Origin of the sequence: Streptomyces coeruleoprunus (assembly GCF_039542925.1) — a bacterium.
GTDB classification, from domain to species: domain Bacteria; phylum Actinomycetota; class Actinomycetes; order Streptomycetales; family Streptomycetaceae; genus Streptomyces; species Streptomyces coeruleoprunus.
On the sequence record NZ_BAABIT010000001.1, the window covers coordinates 1,421,428 to 1,447,416 of the forward strand.

Below are 25,989 nucleotides of genomic sequence, written 5' to 3' on the forward strand. Positions count from 1 at the left end.
TCACAGCCGTCAACCCGCGTGATACACGTGTGCGGAGATCAACTGCGTGATTTCTCCTGTCCGCCAACAGGGAGTTGCCATGTCCGCAACACGACGTCACATCCTCGCGAGCACCGGTGCGTCCCTCGCCGGTATCGCCTTCACCGGAGCCTTCTCCGAACTCTTCGCGGGAACGGCCGCCGCCACGCCCCCCGGGGGCCCCGCCGGCCACACGGGCCGCGCCGGCTACGGCCCCCTCATACCCGACCCCGACGGCCTGCTCGACCTCCCACGCGGCTTCCGCTACAAGGTGCTGTCCCGTGAGGGCGATCCCCTGCGCTCCGGCGAGGGCACCGTCCCCGGCAACCACGACGGCATGACCGCGCTCGTCGGCCGGCGCGGCCGCGTCCACCTGGTCCGCAACCACGAGAACCGGGCCACCGCGTCGAACGGCGTGCCCACCGTCGAGGGCCTGACCTACGACCCCGTCGCCAGAGGCGGCTGCACGGCCCTCGAACTGGACGGCCGCAACAACGTCCTGGCCGAGCGCGTCGCCCTCGCGGGCACCGCGGTCAACTGCGCGGGCGGCCCGACCCCCTGGAACACCTGGCTCACCTGCGAGGAGACCGACGACAAGGCCGGCACCAACGGCTACACCAAGGACCACGGCTTCATCTTCGAGGTCGACCCCGCCGACCCGCACCGCACCGGGGCCGTCCCGCTCACCGCCATGGGCCGGTTCCCGCACGAGGCGATAGCCGTCGACCCGCGCAGCGGGATCGTGTACGAGACGGAGGACGCGTTCACCAAGCCGTTCGGGCTCTTCTACCGCTTCCTGCCGGAGAAGCCGCTGGGCGGCACGGGCTCGCTGCGCGCGGGCGGCACGCTGGAGGCCATGCGGGTGCCGGGCGTACCGGACCTGTCCGTCGTGCAGGAGCCGGGCACGTGCTTCGAGCGCGTCGAGTGGGTGCCGGTGCCGGACCCCCTGGCCCGTCGCACCCCGATCCGGCTCCAGGACTTCGGGCCCAAGGGCATCACGCACGCGCAGAAGCTGGAGGGCTGCTACTGGGGCGGCTCGTCCGTGTACTTCGTCTCCAGCTTCGCCAGCGCGGAGGACGGCTCGGCCGCCGACCACTACGGGCAGGTGTGGCGGTACGAGCCGCACAAGCGGCGGCTGACGCTGGTCGTCGCCTTCGGGCCGGCCAGCGACATCCGGCTGCCGGGCGAGTCGCCCGACAACATCTGCCTCGCGCCCAGCGGCGGACTGATGGTGTGCGAGGACGGCGACGGCGCCCAGCACGTGTACGGGCTGACGCGGCGCGGCGAGGTGTACGCGATGGCGCGCAACGCGCACAACATCGGCACCGACGCCGAGCCGGAGTACGGCGAGTTCGCGGGCGTCACGTTCTCGCCGGACGGCCGGACGATGTACGTCAACTGCTACGAGCCGGGGACGACGTTCGCGGTGACGGGCCCCTGGCACTGACGGGCGGCCGACGGCCCCGGGGGTGGGCGCGTCGCGCGCCCACCCCTCCACCGGTGGGACATCCACGAGCGCCTCAGCGGCACCGGACGACTGATCAGCTACTTTCCGAAAGTGACATTTTCTGCAAGACAGCTTGTAACACTGACTCTTCTTGGTGCCGTCCTGTCCGGGTGCGGTGCGCCGAGCGTCGATGGTCCCGCCGTGCGCCCGGGGGCGGCGGGCGGCTCCCCCTCCGGACCGTCCGCGGCACCCTCGGCGGCACCGTCCGCCAAAGCTTCCGCCCCCACGATGGCCCCCGGCCCCGGCGGCCTCACGCCGGTCTTCGAGCGTGCCCCCGACGGGGGCGGCAGCGCGGCCGGGAAGACCGTGGCGCTCACCTTCGACGCCGACATGACGGCCGATCAGGGGCCCCGGGCGGCGCGCGGCGAGCGGTTCGACAACCCGGGGCTCATCGCCGCGCTGCGCCGCCTCCGCGTGGACGCGACGGTGTTCATGACCGGCCGGTGGGCGGAGGAGTACCCGGACCAGGCCCGGTCGATCGGCACGGACCCGCGCTTCGAGATCGCCAACCACTCCTACAGCCACCACGCCTTCAAGGCGCCCTGCTACGGACTGCCCACGCTGCGGCCGCACCAGATGGCGGCGGACGTGAGCCGGGCCTTCACGGCCTTCCGGGAGGCCGGGGCGCGCAACGTCGTGCCGTACTTCCGCTTCCCCGGCGGCTGCCACGACGAGGCGGCGCTGCGCGCGCTGGCGCCCGCGAAGGTGACGGCGGTGCAGTGGGACGTGGTCAGCGGCGACGCCTTCGCCACCGACCCGGACTCGGTGGCCACCCAGGTCCTGGCCGGAGTGCGGCCCGGCTCCGTGGTGGTGATGCACTGCACGCTCAGCGCCGCGCCGGTCACCGAGCAGGCGATCCTGAAGATCGTCCCCGAGCTGCGGCGCCGCGGCTACCGGTTCGTCAAGGTCTCGGAGCTGATGACCGGCTAGCCGGAGCAGGCGGTCCGCTCGGCCTCCCGCCACTCGCACACCGGGCAGAGCGTGATGCCCTTGGTGGACTCGGGGTACTCCGTCGGCTCCCCGCACAGCACGCAGCCGGCGAACGGCGGCCCGGCCTCGACGGCGTCCGCCGTGGTCCCCCCGTACGCGGCGTCGCCACGCTTCTCGTCCATGTGTACGACTGTAGCTCCGTCGTCTGCGCTAGTCTCGCGCGCCATGAACGAAGATCATAAGAACGAGCCGGTCTTCATCCGCTCGCGTTGGGGCACCAGGCGCTATGTCTACAACCCCGGGAACCCGATCGGCCTTGCGCTGATCATCGGCACCCTGCTGTTCGCCGGAGGCATGATGTACAACCTCCAGGAGGACCTCTCCTGGAGCGAGTGGGAGCTGGACGACGCCGTGCACGCCGCCGCCCGCACTCTGGAGACGACGCCGCAGCGGCTCACCTTCGGCGACGACTACGCGGACCTGATCCACGACGCGATCGACGCCACGAAGGAAGGCCCCTCCACGCACGTCAAGGTCTCGCCGGAGTGGGGCAACGGCGAGGACCCGACCGGCGACCGCTTCGACATCCGGACCACCGACACGAAGACCCGGTACTGCATGACCCTCACGCCGCCCCAGCCCGAGGACTCCGACGACCCGCTCGCACCGGACCCGGTGGTCACGCTGTCGGTCCAGGTGACCAAGGGCTCCTGCTGACCGCCCCCGCCCTCAGCTCTGCGACGGCTGTGGCGTCAGTTCACTCGGGCGTACGACGACGAAGCCCTCGCCCTGCAGCATCAGCTGGACCGCCTCGCCCGAGCCGCCGCGCAGCATCGACCCGAACGACTGCGAGCGGTGCAGCGAGGTGGACAGCTGGGCGGTCCAGCCGACGACGGCGTCCGTGTCCACGTAGACCGGCTGCTGCGCAGTGACCGGGATGACGACCGGCTCGCCGTCGCAGACCAGCGCCAGCATGCCGTGGCCGGTGAAGACGCTGTTGAAGAGCCCGCCGCCGGCCATCCCGGCGCCCTTCACCGTCTTGATCTCGTACGAGAGGGTCGCGTCGAAGCACAGGACGTTGCGGCCGTTGACCGTCAGGGCGTCGCCCGGTTCGATCTCCACGACGAAGCAGTTCTGCGCCTCGTGCGCGAACCAGGCCTCGCCCTGGCCGCGCACCGCCATCAGCGGCAGGCCCTCCCCCGTGACCGCCCGCTTGAGCATGCCGCCGAGGCCCTGGCCCTTGCGCTCGAACCGGAGGTCGCCCCGGTAGGCGACCATCGAGCCCTGCCGGGCGTGCATCTCGCCGTTCACCACGTACTTAACGCACTTGGAGTTCTGCAGCGTCATGCCGGGCGTGGCCGCCTGCTGCGCCAGGTGTTCGACCGCGAAAAGATCGCTCTTCATGCCGGGCATGGTCGCCCGGAACCCTCCACTCCGCCAAGGTGGCCTCCGGGCGGGCTGGCAGACTGGCCCGGTGACCAGCAACGACACCGACCTCCGTGACACCGCGCCCCAGTTCGTCCTGCCCCTGGTGGTGCGGGTCGAGAAGACCGGACCGCCGGCGCGCACCGACGCGCTCGAGACCGCGGCCCGCGCCGTGCTCGTGATGCTCTCCGACGACCGGTCGCTCGGCGACGGCGAGTGGGCGCAGGCCGTGCGCGACTGGCAGGACGCCCGGATCCGCAAGGTCGTGCGCCGGGCCCGGGGCGCGGAGTGGCGCCGCGCCGAGCGGCTGCCCGGCATCACGGTCACCGGGGGCACGGCGGAGGTACGGGTCTTCCCGCCGGTCCCCCTGGACGGCTGGCCCAAGGACCTGGCCAAGCTCCAGGTCTCGGGCACCGAGCTGACCGACCCGGAGGCGCCCGCACCGCCCGCGCCCGGCGAGGCCCCGCTCTGGCTCAACCCGGGCCTCGACATGTCCACCGGCAAGGAGATGGCGCAGGTGGGCCACGGCGCCCAGCTGCTGTGGTGGGCCATGAGCGACGAGGAGCGCAAGGACTGGCAGGAGGCGGGCTTCCCCCTGGCGGTCCGCACGGCCGACCCGGACCGGTGGCGTTCCCTGACGGCGAGCGGCCTGCCGATGGTCCGCGACGCGGGTTTCACGGAGATCGCTCCGGGCTCGTGCACGGTGGTGTCGGCGTTCCCGACCCGCACTGCCTGAGGCGCGGCGGCCGGTCCGCGCGGCGCGGCTCCGGTCGGCCGCGGCCGGCTCGTCGGCCACGGACGTGCCGGGTCCGGTGATCTCATGAGCACCGTACGTGCCCGGGCCGAGCGGATTCGGCCGAGCCCCGTCTCGAACAGCGGCGTTCGGGCCACCTGAACGTCATGCCGCCGGTATACGTACCTCCCAACACCGCAAGTAGGTTGAACGGCCGTTCCGTCACGGGGTGACGCGGCCGTGCACACATCGGCTCGGGAGGCACTTTTGCTGCGGCGCATCAACGGCACGGCACTCATCATCGCGGCGCTCGTCGCCACGATCGGGGCGCTCGCGTTCCCCGTCTGGTCGTACGCCGACCGCTCCGGCACCGGGCAGGCCAACCTCAACGCGTCCACCGTGGCGACCCAGTGGGGCCCGCTGTCCGCGACCGACCGCGAGTTCCTCGTGAAGGTGCGGCTCGCGGGCCTGTGGGAGCTGCCGGCCGGGCAGCAGGCCATCGAACGGGCGCCCACGCAGGCCATCAGGGACGCGGGCGACCACCTCGTCGTCGGCCACACCGACCTGGACCAGCGGGCGCGCGACGTGGCGGCGAAGCTGGGCGTGGAGCTGCCGAACCAGCCGACGGAGGAGCAGCAGGGCTGGCTGCGGGAGCTGTCGGCGGCCGGCGGCGAGGAGTACGAGCGGAAGTTCGCGAACCTGCTGCGCAACGCGCACGGCAAGGTGTTCGGGCTGATCGCCCAGGTCCGGCACACCACCCGCAACACGCTGATACGCCAGCTGGCGAGCGACGCCAACCAGACGGTGCTGGACCACATCACGATGCTGGAGGCGACGGGCCTCGTCGACTTCGACGCCATCGCCAACGAGGCCGCGGGCCGCGCCACGGCCAGCCCCTCCGGCCCGCCCGCCCCGAACGGGAACCTGCCGCCGGCGCCGAGCCCGGTCGGCCCCACGGGCTCGGACCAGCAGTTCACCTCGGAGCCGTCCACGCGGCCGGGCCCACCGACCGCGATCAACACGAACCGGCCCTGACCGCGCCCGAAGCTCAAATCAAGCTCTGAACCCGGCCCCGGCGGATTCGCCGTCGCCCGGCGGGGCCATGACACCTCCAGCGCGACAGCCGCGTGAGCCTGCGTGAGGCGGCGTGAGGAGGGGACATGAAGGAACTGGGGGTCGGCATCGGCTGGCGGCCCGAGATCGCGGACGCCGTGGAGAGCCTGCCCGGTGTCGACTGGGTGGAGGTCGTCGCGGAGAACCTCTGCGACGACCACCTGCCCGACTCCCTGGTACGGCTCCGCGAGCGGGGCGTCACCGTCGTCCCGCACGGCGTCTCGCTCGGCCTGGGCGGCGCCGAGCGGCCCGACGCGGAGCGGCTCGCCCGGCTGGCGGCCCGCGCGACGGCGCTGGGCGCGCCGCTGGTGACGGAGCACATCGCCTTCGTACGGGCCGGGGGGCCGCACACGGCGTCGCCGGCGCTGGAGGCGGGGCACCTGCTGCCCGTCCCCCGCACCTGGGAGGCGCTGGACGTGCTGTGCGAGAACGTGCGGATCGCGCAGGACGCGCTGCCGGTGCCGCTGGCGCTGGAGAACATCGCGGCGCTGTTCTCCTGGCCGGACGACGAGTTGACGGAGGGCCAGTTCCTGGCGGAGCTGGTCGCCCGTACGGGGGTGCGGCTGCTCATCGACGTGGCCAATCTGCACACGAACCGCGTGAACCGCGGCGACGACCCCGTGAAGGCGCTCGAGGAGCTGCCGCTGGAGTCGATCGCGTACGTCCATGTGGCCGGCGGCGTCGAGCGCGACGGCGTCTGGCACGACACGCACGCGCACCCCGTGCCGCCGCAGGTGCTGGACCTGCTGGGCGAGCTGGCGTCGCGCGTGGCGCCGCCGGGGGTGCTGCTGGAGCGGGACGACGACTTCCCGCCGGCCGGCGAGCTGGCCGCGGAGCTGACGGCGATCCGTACGACGCTCGACGCGTCGGCGGAGCGGCGTGCGGGCGCGCCGGTGTCGATGGCCGTTCCGGTGGCCGCCGCGCCGGTGCCGGAGGGCGCGCGGGAGCGGCTGGGGCTCGCGCAGACCGCCGTGCTGTCGGCGCTGGTCGCGGGCACGCCGGCGCCCGAGGGGTTCGACCACGGGCGGCTGCGGGTGCAGAGCCTGTCGCTGGCGCGCAAGCGGGCCGGGATCGTGGCGCGGCTGGCGCCCGAGCTGCCGCAGATCCTCGGCGAGGGCTACCGGGAGGCGTTCGTGGCGTACGCCAGGACCCATCCGCTGCGCGGGGGCTACCGGGGTGACGCGCTGGACTTCGCGCGGTTCCTGCTGGACGCCGGGCGGCCCGGCGACGCCGTGGCGCGGCTGCGCCTGCGCCACTGGTGGGCCGACCGCGCCGCGTCGCGCCCGCCGATGCGGATCACCCGGCTCGCGCGGGCCGCGCGTGTGGCGCTCGCGGGCCGGCGGTGACGCCGGTGCGGCGCGCGAGGACGCGCGCCGCACCCGGAGCCGGACCCGGTGTCGCTGGAGCAGCGGACGGTTCGCGTCCGCTGTCTGATCTTCCGGGTCGGGGGGTGAGGGACCGGTCGTGCCGGTCCCTCACCGAGCGAGCGGGGCCGGACCTCAGGCCAGGCCCGCCACCAGGTCCGCCACGGACTTGCGGCGGCCCGTGTAGAACGGGACCTCCTCGCGGACGTGCATCCGGGCCTCGCTGCCGCGCAGGTGGCGCATCAGGTCGACGATCCGGTACAGCTCGTCCGCCTCGAAGGCGAGGAGCCACTCGTAGTCGCCCAGCGAGAAGGAGGCGACCGTGTTGGCCCGCACGTCCGGGAAGCCGCGGGCCATCTTGCCGTGGTCGGCGAGCATGCGGCGGCGGTCCTCGTCGGGCAGCAGGTACCAGTCGTACGAGCGGACGAACGGGTAGACGCTCACGTAGTCGCGCGGCGTCTCGTCCGCGAGGAACGCCGGGATGTGCGACTTGTTGAACTCGGCGGGGCGGTGCAGCGCCATGTTCGACCACACCGGCTCCAGCGCGCGGCCGAGCCGGGTGCGCCGGAACAGGTTGTACGCCTCCTGGAGCTGGTCCGACGTCTCGGCGTGCCACCAGATCATCAGGTCGGCGTCGGCGCGCAGCCCGGACAGGTCGTACGTGCCGCGCACGGTGACGTCCTTGGCGGCGAGCTGGTCGAACAGCTCCTGGACCTCGTCGGCGTAGCCGCTCCGGTCCTCGGGCAGGACGTCGCGCAGCTTGAAGACGGACCACAGGGTGTAGCGGATGACCTCGTTGAGGTCCTTCGCCTTCTTACCGGCGTTCGGGATCTTTTCGGGCGCACTCATACGGCTATTCTCACTCGTCACTGTGGGTGCCCTGCGCCAGGGTCGGCGTGGCGATGATCTCGTCCGCCGCGCGGCGGGCGTCGGCGACGACCGCGGGGATGCCCACCCCGTCGTACGCCGCGCCGCACACCCGCAGCGCGGGCAGCTTCGCGACGGCCTCGCGGATGCGGGCGACGCGCGCCAGATGGCCCACGGGGTACTGCGGCAGGCCGCCGATCCAGCGGGTGACCTCGGTGGCGACGGGCTTCGCGGCGAGCCCGACGGCCTCGCCGAGGTCCCGCAGGGACACGGACACGAGGTCCTCGTCGTCGCGGTCGAGCTGCGCCTCCTCGCCGTACCGGCCGACGGAGGTGCGCAGCACGAAGAGGTCCCCGGCCCCGTCGGCGACCCACTGCCACTTCTGCGACGAGAACGTGGACGCCTTGATGGTGCGCCCGTCGACCGGCGGGACGAGGAAGCCGGAGCCCGCCGGCATCCCCGGGGGCAGGTCGGCGCGCCGGAAGGCGAGGGTGACCAGCGCCATCGAGGCGTACTCGACGGCGGCCAGCTCGGCGGACGCGGCCGGCGACTCGGCGGCCAGCAGCGCCGACGCCGCCCAGGCGGGGGTCGCGAGGATCACCGCGTCGGCGCGCAGCACGCGCCGGTCGCTGCGGACCTCCCAGTGCCCGGCGCGGCGGGTGAGCGCCTGGACGCGCGCGTCGGTGACGATCTCGCCGCCGCCGGCGGTGACCGCGTCCGCGACGGCGAGGGGCAGGCGGCCCACACCGCCCTCGATGCCCATGAAGACGGGGCCGTTCTGCGGCGGGGCGCTGCGCCGCAGGGCCTGTACGGCGTCGGTGAGGGTGCCGTGCTCGCGGACCGCCGCGAAGAGCTGCGGTACGGCGGACCGCATCGAGATCCGGTAGGAGTCGCCCGCGTAGACCCCGCCGAGCAGCGGCTCGACGAGCCGGTCCACGACCTCGCGGCCCATGCGCCGGGCGACGTACTCGCCGATGGCGACGTCCTCGCCGAGGTCGGCGGGCGGCAGGTCGCGGTCGTGGCCGATGCGGCGCAGCCCCTCGTCGGAGAGGAGGTCGCCGAGGTCGCGGGCGTCGGCGGGGACGCCCATCACGTGCCCCTTGGGCATCGGGCGCAGCGCGCCGCGGGTCCACACCGAGGCGGTGGCCGTGGCGGGGGCCTGGAGCCGGTCGCCGAGGCCGACCGCACGGGCGAGGTCGATCGCCTCCGGGCGGCGGGCGAGCATCGACTCGGCGCCGAAGTCGACGGGGGCGCCCGCGATCTCGCCGGCGTGGAGCTTGCCGCCGAGCCGGCCGGAGGCCTCCAGGAGGGTCACGGGGCGGCCGGCGAGCAGCACGCGGTGGGCGGCCGCGAGTCCGGCGATGCCGCCGCCGATGACGACGACACGGCCGGGAGGGGTGCCCCCGGAGTCCTCGGTGCCCCCGCTGTCCTCGGTGGTGTCCACGTTCATGCGTCCACTGTCTCAAACACCGTGACGAGTCCTGAACGTGACCCTTTCGGAACCGGGAAGGGGCAACCGGAGCGCCCGCCCCGGACGTCGAACCGGCAACACGGATCACACTCCCAGGGGGGACTCACATGCCATCCGGAATCCGTCCACGGCACGCGCTGGCGGCCGTTCTGCTCACCGCGACACTGGGCCTCGCCGGATGCAGCGGCGCCGACGGCGGTGCGGCGTCCTCCGCGGCGAAGGACAGCGCCGCCGGTGCCCCGCGGCCGGGCGAGGCCGCGGCGGGCCCCGACGCCGGGTACGGGCGGGACGACGCGGCCAAGCAGCCGGGCAAGCCGGCCGCCGTGCAGCAGCACATCATCCGGACGGCCGAGGTGTTCGTGGAGGTTAAGGACGCCTCCAAGGCGCTGGCCCGGGCGCGGGCGGCCGCCGCGGCGGCCGGCGGGCACATCGCCAACGAGTCGACGGAGCGCGTCGGCGAGGGCGGCATGACGTCCACCATCGTGCTGCGGGTGCCGCAGACCGCGTACGAGGACGTGCTCAAGGAGCTGTCGGGCGCGGGCAAGCTGCTGTCGCGGAAGGCCGACGCCAAGGACGTCACCGACCAGGTGGTGGACGTGGAGAGCCGGATCGCCACGCAGCGGGCCAGCGTCGCGCGGGTGCGCGAGCTGATGGACCGGGCCACCAAGCTGGAGGACGTGGTGACGCTGGAGTCCCAGCTGAGTTCCCGTCAGGCGGAGCTGGAGTCGCTGCTCGCTCAGCAGGCGGCGCTGAAGGACCGGACGACGCTGGCGACGATCACGCTGCGGCTGAGCGAGCCGGAGCCGGTGGCCGATGTGCGGAAGGACGAGGAGCCGGGTGTCCCCGACGCGCTGAAGGGCGGCTGGGACGCTCTCGTCACGACCGCGAAGTGGGTCGCGATCGTGCTCGCGGCGCTGGCCCCGTGGCTGGCGGTGCTGCTGGTGGCGTACGTGCTGTGGCGCCTGCTGGTCCGCCCGTTCTTCGCGCGGCGTGCGGCGCGGCGCCCGGCCCCGGCGCCCGCCGTCCCGCCCCACCCGGCGCCGGCGGGCGGACCGGCCGGCCGGTCCGCGTGGCCCGTGGTCCCGCCGCGGCAGGCCCCCGCCCCGGCGGGCGAGCAGCGGCAGCCCGGGGCCGGCGAGCAGCCGAAGCCGGAAGCGGGCGACGACGGGCCCGAGCAGCCCAACTGACCGGCTCGACCTGCCTCTTGCCCGTAGCGTGGCCGCTTGGGACACGAGGGACGGAAACGACTGGTGGTGGTCGGCGGCGACGCGGCGGGGATGTCCGCCGCGTCGCAGGCCCGGCGGCTGAGCGGCCCGGACGAGCTGGAGATCGTCGCGTTCGAGCGCGGCCACTTCACCTCGTACTCGGCGTGCGGGATCCCGTACTGGGTCGGCGGGGACGTCGACGGGCGGGACGCTCTCATCGCCCGGACGGCCGAGGAGCACCGCGCGCGGGCGATCGACCTGCGGCTGCGGACCGAGGTGACCGAACTCGACCTGGACGGACAGCGGGTGCGGGCGAGGGACCTGGAATCCGGCGAGGAGTACTGGACGGGCTACGACCGGCTGGTCCTGGCGACGGGTGCGCGCCCGGTGCGCCCGCCCCTGTCGGGCATCGACGCGCCGGGCGTGCACGGCGTGCAGACCCTGGACGACGGCCAGGCGCTGCTGGACGCCCTGGAGGAGCACCCGGGACGGCGCGCGGTCGTCGTGGGCGCCGGGTACATCGGCGTCGAGATGGCCGAGGCGCTACTGAAGCGCGGGTACGAGGTGACGGTGCTGGACCTCGCCGAGGAGCCGATGTCGACGCTGGACCCGGACATGGGCCGGCTGGTGCGCGAGGCGATGAACGGCATGGGCATCACCACGGTGGGCGGGGCGCGGGTCACCGAGATCCTGACGGGTGGCGACGGCCGCGCCCGGGCCGTGGTGGCCGGCGGCACGGAGTACCCGGCGGACGTGGTCGTCCTGGGTCTCGGCGTGGCCCCGGAGACGTCCCTGGCCCGGGCGGCGGGGCTGCCGACGGGGGCGCACGGCGGCCTGCTCACCGATCTGTCGATGCGGGTGCGCGGCCGCGAGGACGTGTGGGCGGGCGGGGACTGCGTCGAGGTGCTGGACCTGGTGTCGGGCCGGGAGCGGCACATCCCGCTGGGCACGCACGCCAACAAGCAGGGCCAGGTGATCGGCGCCAACGTGGCGGGCGGCTACGGGACGTTCCCGGGTGTCGTCGGCACGGCGGTCAGCAAGGTGTGTTCGCTGGAGATCGCCCGCACGGGGCTGCGCGAGCGGGACGCGCAGGGCGTGGGGCTGCGGTTCGTCGCCGTACGGATCGAGTCGACGAGCCGGTCCGGCTACTACCCGGGGGCGGCGCCGATGACGGTGAAGATGCTCGCCGAGCGGGGTACGGGCCGACTGCTGGGGGTGCAGATCGTGGGCCGTGAGGGCGCGGCGAAGCGGGTGGACGTGGCGGCGGTGGCGCTCACGGCCGGGATGACGGTGGAGCAGATCACCGCGCTGGACCTCGGATACGCCCCGCCGTTCTCCCCGGTGTGGGACCCGGTGCAGATCGCGGCCCGCAGGGCGGTGAAGGCGGTCCGGGACGCGGACTGACCGGCGGATCGGGGAGCTCTGCCCCCGATCCCCCGCTCCTCGAACGCGGAGGGGCTGACGTCGGCCGGTCAGCCCACGCCGCTAACGCGCGGTCCGCGTGTGCACGTACTCCACGAGGCGGGTCAGGGCGTCCGGGTCCGTGGTGGGCAGGACGCCGTGGCCGAGGTTGAAGACGTGGCCCTCCAGGCCGGCCGCCGCGTCCAGTACGCGGCGGGTCTGGGCCTCGACCGCCTCGCGGGGGGCGAAGAGGACGGCCGGGTCGAGGTTGCCCTGGAGCGCCTTGCCGGGGCCGACGCGGCGGGCGGCCTCGTCGAGCGGGACGCGCCAGTCGACGCCGACGACGTCCGCGCCCGCCTCGCCCATGAGGCCCAGCAGCTCGCCCGTGCCGACGCCGAAGTGGATGCGCGGGACGCCGTACGAGGCGACGGCGTCGAAGACCTTCGACGACGCGGGCATGACGGAGCGGCGGTAGTCGGCCGGGGCGAGGGCGCCGACCCAGGAGTCGAAGAGCTGCACGGCGGAGGCGCCGGCCTCGATCTGGACCTTCAGGAAGGCCGCGGTGATCTCGGCGAGGCGGTCCAGCAGGTCGGCCCACAGCCCGGGGTCGCCGTACATGAGGGCCTTGGTGTTCTCGTGGTTGCGGGACGGGCCGCCCTCGACGAGGTAGCTCGCGAGGGTGAAAGGCGCGCCCGCGAAACCGATGAGCGGGGTGGAGCCCAGCTCGCCGGTGAGCATGCCGATGGCCTCGGTGACGTACGGGATGTCGTCCGGGGTCAGGTCGCGCAGCCGCTCCAGGTCCTCGCGGCGCCGGATCGGCTCGGCGACGACGGGGCCGACGCCCGGCTTGATATCGAGGTCGACGCCGATGGCCTTGAGGGGGACGACGATGTCGCTGAAGTAGATCGCGGCGTCCACCTTGTGGCGGCGCACGGGCTGCAGCGTGATCTCGGTGACCAGCTCGGGCCGCATGCACGAGTCGAGCATCGGGATGCCCTCGCGGACCTTCAGGTACTCGGGCAGCGAGCGCCCCGCCTGGCGCATGAACCAGACCGGCGTGTGCGGCACGGGCTCGCGCCGGCACGCCTTCAGGAACGCGGAGTCGTACGTCGGTGTCTGCTGGGCCAGGGGCCGGTCGTTGGCACTCACGCCCTGAATCTTCGCATGTGCGCCCGGGCGGCTCGCGCGGTGAGGGTGTCCCTCCCTGCGCGCGGCTCTCCTTCCGCCTACTCTTCCCCGCATGGCTGCGGCTCATGGACAGTTTTCCGATCATCCCGATCAGTCGGATGGTTCCGCCCGTTCCGATCGCCCCGAACCGGGCGGCGAGGAGGAGAGCGGTGTCCCGTCCGCCTTCCGGCGCGCGGTGGAGGCGCTGCGGGCGGTGCGGCTGCGTCCGGAGATCGCCCTGGAGCCGACCCGGCCTCCGCAGCGGCTCGCGCCCCACGCGTACGCGGTGGAGGCGGTGGCCACGGAGGAAGGAGAGGAGCTGGCGGACGGCCGGCTGGTCCTGCTGCACGACCCGGACGGCCACGAGGCGTGGCAGGGCACGTTCCGTCTGGTGACCCTGATGCGGGCGGAGCTGGAGCCGGAGATGGCGGCGGACCCGCTGTTCCCGGAGGTGTGCTGGTCGTGGCTGACGGGTGCGCTGGAGGCGCGGGGCCTGTCGTACGGGGAGGCGAGCGGGACGGTCACGCGGGCGGGGTCGTACTACTTCGGCGGGCTCGCGGAGCGCCGGCCGGCGACGCAGATCGAGATCCGGGCGTCGTGGACGCCCCGGGAGGGCCGGGGCGGGGTGCCGGACACGGGGGGTCACCTGGCCGCCTGGGGCGATCTCCTGTGCCAGGTGGCGGGTCTGCCGCCGTCGGGCCCGGGCCCGCTGGAGTCGGGGGGCGGCGGTGTGGTGTCCCTGCCGCAGCGGCGGGGCCCTCAGCACCGGTAGCGGGCGTTCCCCGAAGGGAGTACGTGAGGCGGTTCGCTCGTAGGATGATCGATCACCCGTCCGAATTGCCCCAATTGTTACTCACCAAATCGTGATCTTCCTCTAAAGGCGGGCGGGATTGCTGCCGAAGAGGTCTGTGACCCTTCAAGCACGGTTCGCCCCGGCTTTCCCCGAGCCGGCAGTGTCCCGCACCTTCCCAGGAGGCCTGGTGTCCGTTCTCCTCGAGCAGCCCGCAAGCCTGGTCGCCTACCGCCCGAACAAGCCGACGGCCATGGTCGTCGTGGCCGACCCGCGCGTCCGCTCCACCGTGACCCGCCACCTGTGGGCCCTCGGAGTGCGTGACGTCATCGAGGCGTCGTCCATCGCGGAGGCTCGTCCCCGAATCGGCAACCCGCGCGACATCTGCGTCGCGGACGTCCACCTGCCCGACGGCTCCGGCCTCACCCTGCTGTCGGAGACCCGCGCCGCCGGCTGGCCCAACGGCCTGGCCCTCTCCGCCGCCGACGACATCGGTGCCGTGCGCAACGCGCTCGCCGGCGGCGTCAAGGGCTATGTCGTGACCGGTACGCGTACGAACATCGGCCACCCCACGCGCCCCGGCGCCGCCCCCATCGGCGCGGCCGCGGCCCGGCTGCACCGCCGCCCCCCGGGCGCCCCGAGCCACCCGGGCGGCTACCGGGAGCTGTCCGGCCGCGAGGTCGAGGTCCTCCGGCTGGTGGCGGAGGGCCAGTCGAACAAGGCCATCGGCGTCTCCATGGGCCTGTCCGCACTGACCGTCAAGAGCCACCTCGCGCGGATCGCCCGCAAGCTCGGCACGGGCGACCGTGCGGGCATGGTCGCCGTCGCCCTGCGCACCGGAATCATCCACTGACGGTCGACACACCGCACGCGCCCGTCGACGGAACGTTCCGTCGACGGGCGCCTTCCGTTCACGGATACCCTTGACAGGTGACCGACGCCCAAGACACCGCAGCTAAGACATCACTGCGAACCACCGGGGGCGGCCCTCCGGACGACGGCGTCGCAGCCGACGGGGCGACGACCCCGGAGCCGATCCCGTTGCTGGAGCCCCGCGAGGGCATCCCGCCGGTGGTGGCCGACGCCGACTCCCTCGCCCGGGTGATCGCCGCCTTCGAGGCGGGCACCGGGCCGGTCGCCGTCGACGCCGAGCGGGCGTCCGGCTACCGCTACGGACAGCGCGCCTACCTGGTGCAGCTGCGCCGTGAGGGTGCGGGCACGGCGCTGATCGACCCGGTCGGCTGCCCCGATCTCTCCGGCCTCGGCACCGCCCTCGACGGCATCGAGTGGATCCTGCACGCCGCGACCCAGGACCTGCCCTGCCTGCGCGAGATAGGCATGGTCCCCTCCCGGCTGTTCGACACCGAGCTGGCCGGCCGGCTCGCGGGCTTCCCGCGCGTGGGCCTCGGCGCGATGGTCGAATCGGTGCTGGGGTACGTGCTGGAGAAGGGCCACTCCGCCGTGGACTGGTCGACGCGCCCGCTGCCCGAGCCCTGGCTCCGGTACGCCGCGCTGGACGTCGAGCTGCTCGTCGACCTGCGTGACGCACTGGAGAAGGAGCTGGACCGGCAGGGCAAGCTGGAGTGGGCCCGCCAGGAGTTCGAGGCGATCTCCTCCGCGCCGCCCCCGCCGCCGCGCAAGGACCCCTGGCGCCGCACGTCCGGTATGCACAAGGTCCGGCGCCGGCGCCAGATGGCCGTCGTACGGGAGCTGTGGACGGCCCGTGACCGGATCGCCCAGCGGCGCGACGTGTCGCCGGGCAAGGTCCTCAGCGACGCCGCCATCGTCGAGGCCGCCCTCGCGCTGCCGCCCAATGTGCACGCGCTGACGGCGCTGCCCGGTTTCGGGCACCGCATGGGGCGCCGGCAGCTCGAACAGTGGCAGGCGGCCGTCGACCGGGCCAAGGCGCTGCCGGACGCGGAGCTGCCCCAGCCCGGCCAGCCGGTCGCCGGCCCTCCCCCGCCGCGCGCCTGGGCGGACAAGGATCCGGCCGCGGCGGCCCGGCTGTCGGCGGCCCGCGCGGCGGTCTCCGCGCTCGCGGAGACGCTGAACCTGCCGCAGGAGAACCTGATCACGCCGGACACCGTGCGCCGGGTTTGCTGGGAGCCGCCCAAGGACCCGACGCCGGAGTCGGTCGCCGAGACGCTCGTCGGGTACGGCGCGCGCACCTGGCAGATCGAGCAGGTCACCCCGGCGCTGGTGAAGGCCCTGCGGGTCAAGGCCTGAGCGGTCGGCCGCCCGATGAGCAGGGCGGGCTCTGCGTACGTATACGACGGTGCCCCGCCCCCGGAGCGCGCGACCGGGGGCGGGGCACCAGTGTGTCCGGCGGGGGTGCGCGGGTGTGACCTTCAACGCTCCGGGCGGGGGGACTGTGCAGCATGGTTACCCGTAAGTAGCATGGGGCCAGCAAGCGCGCGCTTAGCCGCGTGCCGCAGCAGTGCCATCCCGCACCCTGGAGGAGAGCCATCGTGCCTCGTACCGTCAGGGACGTCGTCTTCGTCGACGGCGTCCGCACCCCGTTCGGCAAGGCGGGCCCGAAGGGCATCTACCACGAGACCCGCGCCGACGATCTCGTCGTGAAGGCCATCCGGGAGCTGCTGCGCCGCAACCCCGGCCTCGACCCCAAGAAGATCGACGAGGTCGCCATCGCCGCGACCACGCAGATCGGCGACCAGGGCCTGACCCTCGGCCGCACCGCCGGCATCCTCGCCGGCCTGCCGCAGTCCGTGCCGGGCTACTCCATCGACCGCATGTGCGCGGGTGCGCTCACGGCCGTGACGTCCGTCGCCGGCTCGATCGCCTTCGGCGCGTACGACGCGGTGATCGCGGGCGGCGTCGAGCACATGGGCCGCCACCCGATGGGCGAGGGCGTCGACCCGAACCCGCGGTTCGTCTCCGAGAAGCTGGTCGACGAGTCCGCCCTGTTCATGGGCATGACGGCGGAGAACCTGCACGACCGGTACCCGACGATCACCAAGCAGCGCGCCGACGAGTACGCCGTGCGCTCGCAGGAGAAGGCCGCCAAGGCGTACGCCAACGGCAAGATCCAGCAGGACCTGGTGCCGATCTCCGTCCGCCGCACCAACCCGGAGGCCGGCGAGACCGGCTGGGGCCTGGTCACCGCCGACGAGCCGATGCGCCCGGGCACCACCCTGGAGAACCTGGCCGGCCTGAAGACGCCGTTCCGCGTCCACGGCCGCGTCACCGCCGGCAACGCCGCGGGCCTCAACGACGGCGCCACCGCGTCGATCATCGCTTCCGAGGAGTTCGCCCGCGAGAACGGCCTCCCGGTCAAGATGCGCCTCGTCTCGTACGCCTTCGCCGGCGTCGAGCCGGAGGTCATGGGCTACGGCCCGATCCCGGCGACCGAGAAGGCCCTCGCCAAGGCGGGCCTGACGATCGGCGACATCGGCCTGTTCGAGATCAACGAGGCGTTCGCCGTGCAGGTCCTGGCGTTCCTCGAGCACTACGGCATCGCCGACGACGACGCGCGCGTCAACCAGTACGGCGGCGCCATCGCCTTCGGCCACCCGCTGGCCTCCTCCGGTGTCCGTCTGATGACGCAGCTGGCCCGCCAGTTCGAGGAGCAGCCGGAGGTCCGCTACGGCCTCACCACCATGTGCGTCGGCTTCGGCATGGGCGCGACGGTCATCTGGGAGAACCCCCACTGGGAGGGCAAGTGAGCACCACCGCTGAGCTGCTGAAGGGTGCGGCCGAGCTGTTCCCGGACGAGGTCGTCACCCAGGCGCACGTACGCCACCTCGACCTTCCGTTCGGTGCGGGCCGGTTCGCCCTGATCACGCTGGACAACGGCTTCGACCACACCAAGCCGACCACCTTCGGCCCGCAGTCGCTCGCCAACCTGAACGCGGCGATCGACCAGGTCGAGAAGGAGGCCGCCGAGGGCGGGATCGTCGGTGTCGGCCTGACCGGCAAGCCGTTCATCTTCGCGGTCGGCGCCGACCTCAAGGGCGTCGAGCTGCTGAAGAAGCACGAGGAGGCCCTGGCCATCGGCAAGGGCGGCCACGACGTCTTCAAGCGTCTCGCCGCGCTGGCCGTCCCCACGTTCGCGTACTACAACGGCGCGGCGATGGGCGGCGGTGTCGAGGTCGGTCTGCACTGCACGTACCGCACCGTCTCGAAGGCGCTGCCGGCCTTCTCCCTGCCCGAGGTCTTCCTGGGCCTCGTCCCGGGCTGGGGCGGCTGCACGATCCTGCCGAACCTGATCGGCGCGGACCGCGCGGTCTCGGTGATCATCGAGAACTCGCTCAACCAGAACAAGCAGCTCAAGGGCGCGCAGGTCTTCGAGCTCGGCATCGCCGACGCGCTCTTCGAGGGCGCGGACTTCCTGGAGCGGTCCCTCGTGTGGACGGCGCAGGTCCTCAAGGGCGACATCACCGTCGAGCGCCCCGAGGTGGACCGCGGCGAGGCCTGGGACCAGGCCGTCGCCCGCGGCCGGTTCATCGCCGACGGCAAGGTGCACGGCGCGGCCCCGGCCGCCTACCGGGCCCTCGACATCATCGAGGCGGCCAAGGACGGCGACCTGCAGAAGGGCTTCGACGCCGAGGACACCGCGCTGGCCGACCTGATCATGGGCGGCGAGCTGCGCTCCGGCATCTACGCCTTCAACCTGGTGCAGAAGCGCGGCAAGCGCCCGGCGGGCGCCCCGGACAAGAACCTGGCCCGCCCGGTCAGCAAGGTCGGTGTCGTCGGCGCCGGTCTGATGGCCTCGCAGCTGGCGCTGCTGTTCCTGCGCCGCCTGGAGGTCCCGGTCGTCCTCACGGACATCGACCAGGAGCGCGTCGACAAGGGCGTGGGCTACGTCCACTCCGAGATCGACAAGCTGCTCGGCAAGGGCCGGATCAACCAGGACAAGGCCAACCGCCTCAAGGCGCTGGTCAGCGGTGTCCTGGACAAGGCCGAGGGCTTCGCGGACGCGGACTTCATCATCGAGGCCGTGTTCGAGGAGATGTCCGTCAAGCAGAAGGTGTTCGCCGAGGTCGAGGCGGTCGCCCCGGCGCACGCGATCCTCGCGACCAACACCTCCTCGCTGTCGGTGTCGGAGATGGCGTCCAAGCTCCAGCACCCGGAGCGGGTCGTCGGCTTCCACTTCTTCAACCCGGTCGCGATCCTCCCGCTGCTGGAGATCGTCCGCGGCGAGAAGACCGACGACGCGTCGCTGGCCACGGCCTTCGCCGTCGCCAAGAAGCTGAAGAAGACCGCGGTGCTGGTGAAGGACGCCCCGGCGTTCGTCGTCAACCGCATCCTGACCCGCTTCATGGGCGAGATCCAGAACGTCATCGACGAGGGCACCCCGGTCGCCACCGCCGAGAAGGCCGTCGAGCCGCTCGGTCTGCCGATGTCGCCGCTGGTCCTGCTGGAGCTGGTCGGCCCCGCGATCGGTCTGCACGTCTCGGAGACCCTGAACCGCGCCTTCCCGGAGCGCTTCACGGTGTCCCCGAACCTGAAGGCGGTCGTCGAGGCGGGCAAGCGCGGCTTCTACGTCTACGACTCGGGCAAGCCGGAGCTGGACCCGGAGGTCGCCGCGCTGCTGCAGCAGGGCGATGTCGTCCTGACCGAGCAGCAGGTCCGCGACCGCGTCCTGGACGCCGTCGCGCAGGAGATCGGCCTGATGCTGGAGGAGGGCGTCGTCGCCGAGGCGCAGGACATCGACCTGTGCCTGATCACCGGCGCGGGCTGGCCCTTCCACCTGGGCGGCATCACGCCGTACCTGGACCGTGAGGGCGTGTCGGAGCGCGTGAACGGCAAGCGGTTCCTGGCGCAGGGCCTCGCGAGCGTCCCGGCGTAACGGCTGCACGGCTGCACGGCTGCACGGCTGCAACGGCTGCAACGGCGACGGGCCGTACGGGAGTGGATCCCGTACGGCCCGTCGCCGTATGCGGCGGCGCGGCGTCAGTCCGTCGCCGTCAGGGTGTCCAGGATCTGCTGGCCGTACTTGGCGAGTTTGTTCTCGCCGACACCGCTGACGCCGCCCAGCTCCGCGAGGGTCGTCGGCGGGGTCGCGGCGATCTCCCGCAGGGTCGCGTCGTGGAAGATGACGTACGCCGGGACGCCCTGCTCCTTGGCGGTGGCGGCCCGCCAGGCGCGCAGCCGCTCGAAGAGGGGCAGGGCCTCCTCGGGCAGGTCGGCGGGCGCGGACTTCTTCTTGCCCGAAGGGGACTTGGCGGAGCCGCGGGCCGGCTTCTCCGGCTCGCTGCGCAGCAGGACCTGCCGGCGCCCGCCGAGCACGTCGGCGGACTCGTCGGTGAGGACGAGCGTGTTGTACTCGCCCTGCACGGCGAGGAGCCGCTGGGCCAGCAACTGGCGCGCGACCCCCCGCCACTGGGCCTCCGTCAGCTCCGTGCCGATCCCGAAGACGCTCAGCGCGTCGTGGTCGAACCGGATCACCTTGTCGGTCTTGCGGCCGAGCAGGATGTCGACGATCTGCCCGACGCCGAACGACTGGCCCCGCTCCCGCTTGAGCCGTACGACGGTCGAGAGGACCTTCTGCGCGGCGATGGTGCCGTCCCAGGACTTGGCCGGGGTCAGACACGTGTCGCAGTTGCCGCACGGGCCGCTCTCCTGGCCGAAGTACGCCAGCAGCTGCACACGGCGGCACTCGACGGTCTCGCACAGCGCGAGCATGGCGTCCAGGTGCGCCGCCAGCCGGCGGCGGTGGTCGGCGTCGCCCTCACTGGTGTCGATCATCCGGCGCTGCTGGACGACGTCGCCCAGCCCGTACGCCAGCCAGGCCGTCGACGGCAGCCCGTCACGGCCGGCCCGGCCGGTCTCCTGGTAGTAGCCCTCGACGGACTTCGGCAGGTCGAGGTGGGCGACGAACCGGACGTCCGGCTTGTCGATGCCCATGCCGAACGCGATCGTGGCGACCACGACGAGGCCGTCCTCCCGCAGGAACCGCGCCTGGTTCTCGGCGCGCGTGCGGGCGTCGAGCCCGGCGTGGTACGGCACGGCGTCGATGCCGTTCTCCACCAGGAACGCGGCTGTCTTCTCGACGGACGCCCGGGACAGGCAGTACACGATGCCGGCGTCGCCCTCGTGCTCCCCCTTCAGGAAGGCGAGGAGCTGCCGCTTCGGCTCGCTCTTCGGGACGATCCGGTACTGGATGTTGGGCCGGTCGAAGCTGGCCACGAAGTGCCGCGCGTCCTGGAGGTTCAGCCGGGTGGCGATCTCCGCGTGCGTGGCCCGCGTGGCGGTCGCCGTGAGGGCGATGCGCGGCACGTCGGGCCAGCGCTCGTGGAGCTGGGACAGCTGGAGGTAGTCCGGCCGGAAGTCGTGACCCCACTGGGCGACGCAGTGTGCCTCATCGATGGCGAACAGTGAGATCTTGCCGCGCTCCAGGAGCCGCAGCGTCGACTCGACGCGCAGCCGCTCCGGCGCGAGGTACAGCAGGTCCAGCTCGCCCGCCGCGAACTCGGCCTCGACGAGGCGCCGCTCGTCGAGGTCCTGCGTGGAGTTCAGGAACCCGGCGCGCACACCGAGCGCCCGCAGGGCGTCGACCTGGTCCTGCATGAGCGCGATGAGCGGCGAGACGACCACCCCGACACCCGGCCTGACCAGGGCGGGGATCTGGTAGCAGAGCGATTTGCCGCCGCCCGTGGGCATGAGGACGAGCGCGTCACCGCCGCCTATGACGTGCTCGATGATCTCCCGCTGCTGTCCGCGGAACGAGTCGTAGCCGAAGACCCGGCCGAGGACCCGCAGGGCCTCGTCCGCCGTCTCGGGCGCGGGGGCGTGTTCAGGGGAAGTCATTCGCCGATTCTACGAGCGGCCCGGCACCCCCGGCCGTGCCCTGTGGACAACGCACCTGTGGACAATGGGCCCCATGAGCACCTCCCCCGTCCTGATCGTCGACGCCGCCAATGTGGTGGGCTCCGTCCCGGACGGCTGGTGGCGCGACCGGCGGGCGGCCGCCGAACGGCTCCGCGACCGCCTGGCCGGCTACGCGGCGGAGGGGGTGCCGGGACTGCTGCCGGGCCCGCTGGACATCGTCCTCGTCGTGGAGGGCGCGGCCCGGGGTGTGGAGCCGGTGCCGGGTGTCCGCGTGGAGGCGGCGCCCGGCAGCGGCGACGACCTGATCGCCGAGCTGGCGGCGCGGGAGGCGCCGGTGCGGCGCTGCGTGGTCGTGACGGCCGACCGGGAGCTGCGCCGCAGGGTCACGGAGTACGGCGCGGAGTGTGCGGGACCCCGCGCGGTGCGCCCGCTGTAGCCGGTGTCCCGAATCGGGGGCGCCGCCCCCCCCAAGCCCCGCTCCTCGAGCGCCGGAGGGGCTGGGTTCAGCCCCTCCGGCCGGCTCACGGGATGCGGGGCTGGTCGATGTGGGGCTTCGAGGGGGCGGCCAGGCGGCTGTGGACGCGGCCGTACACGAAATACACGACGACGCCGGCCGCCATCCAGATGGCGAACCGCAGCCAGGTCTCGCCCGGCAGGTTCAGCATCAGCCACAGCGAGGTGGCCACGGAGAGGGCCGGCAGCCACGGGACGAGCGGGGTGCGGAAGGAGCGGGGCAGCTCGGGGCGGGTGCGGCGCAGGATGACGACGCCGATCGCGACCACCACGAAAGCGAAGAGCGTGCCGATGTTCACGAGCGTGGCCAGCTCGTCGATGCTGGTGAAGCCCGCGATGACGGCGATGATCACGCCGAGCAGGACGGTCGCCCGGTACGGCGTGGAGAACGTGGGGTGCGTACGGGAGAAGAAGCGCGGCAGCAGCCCGTCGCGGCTCATGGCGAAGAACACCCGGGTCTGCCCGAGGAGCAGGATCATGCACACGGTGATGAGGCCGACGGCGGCGCCGAAGCTGATGAACCCGGCGTACCAGGGGTGCCCGGTGGCCTTGAAGGCGTCGGCGAGCGGTGCGTCGACGGACAGCTCGCTGTAGTGCTGCATACCCGTGACGACGATGGACACGGCGACGTACAGGGCGGTGCAGATGAACAGCGAGCCGAGGATGCCGCGGGGCATGTCCCGCTGCGGGACGCGGGTCTCCTCGGCGGCGGTGGCGACCACGTCGAAGCCGATGAACGCGAAGAAGACGACGGACGCGGCGGTGAAGATGCCCATGACGCCGAAGTTGGTGGGCTCGTACCCGAAGAGGGTCTGCACGAGCGGCGCGTCGAGGCCGGAGCCGCCGGGCTGGGGCTGGGCCTTGGGGATGAACGGCTGGTAGTTGGCGCCCTTGATGAAGAACGCGCCGGCGACGATGACGGTCAGGACGACGGCCACCTTGATGACGACGACCAGCGCGGTGATGCGCGCCGACAGCTTCATGCCGACGACGAGGATCGCGGTGAGGGCGAGCACCAGCAGGAAGGCGAGCAGGTCGAAGGCGAAGCCGTGCACCTCGTCGGTCCCGGACAGGGACTGCGGGAGGTGCCAGCCGATGTTGTCCATCAGCGACCGGACGTACCCCGACCAGCCGACGGCGACGACGGCCGTGCCGAGGGCGAATTCCAGCACGAGGTCCCAGCCGATGATCCAGGCGGGCAGTTCGCCGAGGGAGGCGTACGCGAAGGTGTACGCCGATCCGGCCACCGGCACGGTCGAGGCGAATTCCGCGTAGCAGAGGGCGGCCAGCGCGCAGACCACGCCGGCGGCGACGAAGGCCAGCGCGGTGGCGGGGCCCGCCGTCTCCTTGGCGACCTTGCCGGTGAGGACGAAGATGCCGGTGCCGATGATGACGCCCACGCCGAAGACCGTGAGGTCGAGGGCGGAGAGGGAGCGCCGTAGGGCGTGCTCGGGCTCCTCGGTGTCCTGGATGGACTGCTCGACCGTCTTGGTGCGGAAGATGCCGCGGGCGCGGCCCGCCGGGTCCGTCTGTGTGCTCACCCCGTCATGATCCGGACCCGGATGTCCGGTGGCTGCCGGTACGGCCGGTTTTCACGCGAATGGCCGGTGGGACCACCCGTACAGGGTGCTCCCACCGGCCCATGCCGTGTGAGTGACCGGCCGCGCGCGCGGCCGGTCGCCCGTGGCGCGTCAGTCGCGGGCCGGTTCGACCTCGGCCTCGTCGTAGCGGCCGTCCAGCTTGGAGACGAGGCCCGTCACCTGGCGGGCGATGTCCGGGGCGGTGAGGCCGATCTCGGCGAGCACCTCGCTGCGGGAGGCGTGGTCCAGGAACCGCGGCGGGATGCCGAAGTCGCGCAGCGGCAGGTCGACACCCGCGTCGCGCAGGGCCTGCGCGACGGCGGAGCCGACGCCGCCGACGCGGCCGTTGTCCTCGACGGTGACGACGACGCGGTGGCGCTCGGCGAGCGGGGCCATGGCCTCGTCGACGGGCTTGACCCAGCGCGGGTCGACGACCGTCGTGGAGATGCCCTGCTTGTCGAGGAGGTCGGCGATCTCCAGGCACATCGGGGCGAGTGCGCCGACGGAGACCAGCAGCACGTCCGGGCGGTCCGTGCCGGCCTCGCGCAGGACGTCCATGCCGCCGATCCGGCCGACGGCCTCGACGGCGGGGCCGACGGCGCCCTTCGAGTAGCGCACCACGGTCGGCGCGTCGTCGACGGCGACGGCCTCGCGCAGCTGGGCGCGGACCTGGTCGGCGTCGCGCGGCGCGGCGATGCGCAGGTTGGGCACGACCTGGAGGATCGACATGTCCCACATGCCGTTGTGGGAGGCGCCGTCGGTGCCGGTGACGCCGGCCCGGTCCAGGACGAACGTCACGCCGCAGTTGTGCAGGGCGACGTCCATGAGGACCTGGTCGAAGGCGCGGTTGAGGAACGTGGCGTAGACGGCGACGACCGGGTGGAGGCCGCCGGTGGCGAGGCCGGCCGCGGAGACGGCGGCGTGCTGCTCGGCGATGCCGACGTCGTACACGCGGTCGGGGAAGACCTTGGCGAACTTGTCGAGGCCGACCGGCTGCAGCATGGCCGCGGTGATCGCGACGATGTCCTTGCGCTCCTTGCCCAGCTCGACCATCTCGTCGGCGAAGACGGAGGTCCAGTCGGCGCCGGAGGTGGCGATGGGCAGGCCCGTGTCGGGGTGGATCTTGCCGACGGCGTGGAAGCGGTCGGCCTCGTCCTGGAGGGCGGGCTGGTAGCCGCGGCCCTTCTCGGTGAGGCAGTGGACGATGACCGGCCCGTTGAACCGCTTGGCGCGCTGGAGGGCGGACTCGACGGCGGCCAGGTCGTGGCCGTCGATGGGACCGACGTACTTCAGGCCCAGGTCCTCGAAGAGGCCCTGCGGGGCGATGAAGTCCTTCAGGCCCTTCTTCGCGCCGTGCAGCGTCTCGTACAGCGGCTTCCCGACGACGGGGGTGCGGTCGAGGATGTCCTTGGTACGGGCGAGGAAGCGCTCGTAGCCGTCGGTGGTGCGCAGGGTGGCGAGGTGGTTCGCGAGGCCGCCGATGGTGGGCGCGTAGGAGCGCTCGTTGTCGTTGACGACGATGACGAGCGGGCGGTCCTTGGCGTCGGCGATGTTGTTGAGCGCCTCCCAGGCCATGCCGCCGGTGAGGGCGCCGTCACCGATGACGGCGACGACGTGGTCGTCCAGGCCCAGCACCTCGTTGGCCTTGGCGAGGCCGTCGGCCCAGCCGAGGACGGTGGAGGCGTGCGAGTTCTCGATGAAGTCGTGCTCGGACTCGGCGCGCGCCGGGTAGCCCGACAGGCCGCCCTTCATCTTCAGTTTCGAGAAGTCCTGGCGCCCGGTGAGGAGCTTGTGCACGTACGACTGGTGGCCGGTGTCCCAGAGGATCTTGTCCTTCGGGGACTCGAAGACCCGGTGGAGGGCGATGGTCAGCTCGACCACGCCCAGGTTGGGGCCGAGGTGGCCGCCGGTCTTGGAGACCGCGTCCACGAGGAAGGTGCGGATCTCCGAGGCCAGCTGGTCCAGCTGCTCCGGGGAGAGCCGGTCGAGATCGCGCGGTCCCCTGATACGGGTCAGCAGAGCCACCCGTGCCTCCTTGCGTGTTGAGCTGGTCGAGCTTGCCGATTTCGCCGAGTCTAATGTTCCGTCCCGGACAGTGGGCATCGGGCCGTGCC

22 protein-coding genes are annotated in these 25,989 nt (G+C 72.8%); 14 read left to right on the top strand and 8 right to left on the bottom strand.

The features are described 5' to 3' along the window. Nucleotides 1-79: 79 nt before the first annotated feature. Complete coding sequence (locus ABEB09_RS06185) at nucleotides 80-1,465, top strand: alkaline phosphatase PhoX (protein ID WP_345687890.1); 1,386 nt, start codon at nucleotides 80-82, stop codon at nucleotides 1,463-1,465. A gap of 111 nt (nucleotides 1,466-1,576) precedes the next feature. Beyond that, nucleotides 1,577-2,455, top strand: a complete 879-nt coding sequence (locus ABEB09_RS06190; protein WP_380842014.1) for a polysaccharide deacetylase family protein — start codon at nucleotides 1,577-1,579, stop codon at nucleotides 2,453-2,455. Here ABEB09_RS06190 and ABEB09_RS06195 read toward each other — a convergent pair. Next, nucleotides 2,452-2,637: a hypothetical protein gene (locus ABEB09_RS06195; RefSeq protein ID WP_345687893.1), complete on the bottom strand. Its 186-nt coding sequence runs from the start codon at nucleotides 2,635-2,637 to the stop codon at nucleotides 2,452-2,454. The two genes, ABEB09_RS06190 and ABEB09_RS06195, sit on opposite strands and share 4 nt — an antisense overlap. Nucleotides 2,638-2,680: 43 nt before the next feature. On the opposite strand from ABEB09_RS06195, the gene ABEB09_RS06200 reads away from it, so the two are divergent. Then, complete coding sequence (locus ABEB09_RS06200) at nucleotides 2,681-3,172, top strand: hypothetical protein (RefSeq protein ID WP_345687895.1); 492 nt, start codon at nucleotides 2,681-2,683, stop codon at nucleotides 3,170-3,172. Between the two features lie 12 nt (nucleotides 3,173-3,184). On the opposite strand, the gene ABEB09_RS06205 is transcribed toward ABEB09_RS06200, so the two are convergent. Beyond that, the gene (locus tag ABEB09_RS06205) at nucleotides 3,185-3,859 is read right to left on the bottom strand and encodes an AIM24 family protein (protein WP_345687897.1); all 675 of its coding nucleotides are present in this window, start codon (nucleotides 3,857-3,859) and stop codon (nucleotides 3,185-3,187) included. A 70-nt stretch (nucleotides 3,860-3,929) separates the two neighbouring features. Between ABEB09_RS06205 and ABEB09_RS06210 the strand changes: the two genes are divergently transcribed. The 3 genes from ABEB09_RS06210 (at nucleotide 3,930) to ABEB09_RS06220 (ending at nucleotide 7,072) form a co-directional block, all read left to right on the top strand. Then, entirely contained in the window at nucleotides 3,930-4,616 is a 687-nt protein-coding gene (locus tag ABEB09_RS06210; RefSeq protein WP_345687899.1) for a peptidyl-tRNA hydrolase, read from the top strand. A gap of 267 nt (nucleotides 4,617-4,883) precedes the next feature. Further along, nucleotides 4,884-5,648: a DUF4142 domain-containing protein gene (locus tag ABEB09_RS06215; protein WP_345693852.1), complete on the top strand. Its 765-nt coding sequence runs from the start codon at nucleotides 4,884-4,886 to the stop codon at nucleotides 5,646-5,648. Nucleotides 5,649-5,773: 125 nt separating this feature from the next. After that, on the top strand, nucleotides 5,774-7,072 hold the full coding sequence (locus ABEB09_RS06220) for an MbnB/TglH/ChrH family RiPP precursor modification enzyme (protein ID WP_345687901.1): 1,299 nt from the start codon (nucleotides 5,774-5,776) through the stop codon (nucleotides 7,070-7,072). A 153-nt stretch (nucleotides 7,073-7,225) separates the two neighbouring features. On the opposite strand, the gene hemQ is transcribed toward ABEB09_RS06220, so the two are convergent. Both hemQ and hemG read right to left on the bottom strand, forming a co-directional pair. Beyond that, nucleotides 7,226-7,939, bottom strand: coding sequence for a hydrogen peroxide-dependent heme synthase (gene hemQ, locus ABEB09_RS06225; protein WP_345687903.1), 714 nt, complete (start codon nucleotides 7,937-7,939; stop codon nucleotides 7,226-7,228). Between the two features lie 10 nt (nucleotides 7,940-7,949). Beyond that, nucleotides 7,950-9,407, bottom strand: coding sequence for a protoporphyrinogen oxidase (hemG, locus tag ABEB09_RS06230; RefSeq protein ID WP_345687905.1), 1,458 nt, complete (start codon nucleotides 9,405-9,407; stop codon nucleotides 7,950-7,952). Nucleotides 9,408-9,535: 128 nt separating this feature from the next. Between hemG and ABEB09_RS06235 the strand changes: the two genes are divergently transcribed. Then, nucleotides 9,536-10,615 carry a DUF4349 domain-containing protein gene (locus tag ABEB09_RS06235; protein WP_345687907.1) on the top strand — a complete coding sequence of 360 codons (1,080 nt, stop codon included), beginning with the start codon at nucleotides 9,536-9,538 and terminating at the stop codon, nucleotides 10,613-10,615. 36 nt (nucleotides 10,616-10,651) lie between these two features. After that, nucleotides 10,652-12,037 (top strand): FAD-dependent oxidoreductase, encoded by a 1,386-nt coding sequence (locus ABEB09_RS06240; protein ID WP_345687909.1) that lies wholly within the window; start codon nucleotides 10,652-10,654, stop codon nucleotides 12,035-12,037. Nucleotides 12,038-12,118: 81 nt separating this feature from the next. Here ABEB09_RS06240 and hemE read toward each other — a convergent pair whose 3' ends face one another. After that, nucleotides 12,119-13,183 carry a uroporphyrinogen decarboxylase gene (hemE, locus tag ABEB09_RS06245; protein WP_345687911.1) on the bottom strand — a complete coding sequence of 355 codons (1,065 nt, stop codon included), beginning with the start codon at nucleotides 13,181-13,183 and terminating at the stop codon, nucleotides 12,119-12,121. Nucleotides 13,184-13,274: 91 nt separating this feature from the next. Here hemE and ABEB09_RS06250 point away from each other — a divergent pair, with 91 nt between their 5' ends. The 5 genes from ABEB09_RS06250 (at nucleotide 13,275) to ABEB09_RS06270 (ending at nucleotide 19,800) form a co-directional block, all read left to right on the top strand. Continuing rightward, nucleotides 13,275-13,973: a DUF3000 domain-containing protein gene (locus tag ABEB09_RS06250; protein WP_345687913.1), complete on the top strand. Its 699-nt coding sequence runs from the start codon at nucleotides 13,275-13,277 to the stop codon at nucleotides 13,971-13,973. 208 nt (nucleotides 13,974-14,181) lie between these two features. Then, entirely contained in the window at nucleotides 14,182-14,844 is a 663-nt protein-coding gene (locus ABEB09_RS06255) for a response regulator transcription factor (protein ID WP_031131797.1), read from the top strand. A 77-nt stretch (nucleotides 14,845-14,921) separates the two neighbouring features. Next, a complete protein-coding gene (locus ABEB09_RS06260) occupies nucleotides 14,922-16,217 on the top strand; it encodes an HRDC domain-containing protein (RefSeq protein WP_345687918.1) in 1,296 nt (431 codons plus the stop codon). Nucleotides 16,218-16,459: 242 nt separating this feature from the next. Further along, nucleotides 16,460-17,674, top strand: a complete 1,215-nt coding sequence (locus ABEB09_RS06265; RefSeq protein ID WP_345687920.1) for a thiolase family protein — start codon at nucleotides 16,460-16,462, stop codon at nucleotides 17,672-17,674. Continuing rightward, complete coding sequence (locus ABEB09_RS06270; RefSeq protein WP_345687922.1) at nucleotides 17,671-19,800, top strand: 3-hydroxyacyl-CoA dehydrogenase NAD-binding domain-containing protein; 2,130 nt, start codon at nucleotides 17,671-17,673, stop codon at nucleotides 19,798-19,800. Before ABEB09_RS06265 ends, ABEB09_RS06270 begins: the two co-directional genes overlap by 4 nt. Before the next feature lie 104 nt (nucleotides 19,801-19,904). Here the strand turns inward: ABEB09_RS06270 and recQ are convergent, their stop codons facing one another. Next, nucleotides 19,905-21,761 (bottom strand): DNA helicase RecQ, encoded by a 1,857-nt coding sequence (gene recQ / locus ABEB09_RS06275; RefSeq protein ID WP_345687924.1) that lies wholly within the window; start codon nucleotides 21,759-21,761, stop codon nucleotides 19,905-19,907. A 73-nt stretch (nucleotides 21,762-21,834) separates the two neighbouring features. On the opposite strand from recQ, the gene ABEB09_RS06280 reads away from it, so the two are divergent. Then, the gene (locus ABEB09_RS06280) at nucleotides 21,835-22,218 is read left to right on the top strand and encodes an NYN domain-containing protein (RefSeq protein WP_345687926.1); all 384 of its coding nucleotides are present in this window, start codon (nucleotides 21,835-21,837) and stop codon (nucleotides 22,216-22,218) included. An 85-nt stretch (nucleotides 22,219-22,303) separates the two neighbouring features. Here the strand turns inward: ABEB09_RS06280 and ABEB09_RS06285 are convergent, their stop codons facing one another. Next, nucleotides 22,304-23,836, bottom strand: a complete 1,533-nt coding sequence (locus tag ABEB09_RS06285) for an amino acid permease (protein ID WP_345687928.1) — start codon at nucleotides 23,834-23,836, stop codon at nucleotides 22,304-22,306. Nucleotides 23,837-23,986: 150 nt separating this feature from the next. Next, nucleotides 23,987-25,900, bottom strand: a complete 1,914-nt coding sequence (gene dxs, locus ABEB09_RS06290) for a 1-deoxy-D-xylulose-5-phosphate synthase (protein ID WP_345687930.1) — start codon at nucleotides 25,898-25,900, stop codon at nucleotides 23,987-23,989. Between the last annotated feature and the right edge of the window lie 89 nt (nucleotides 25,901-25,989).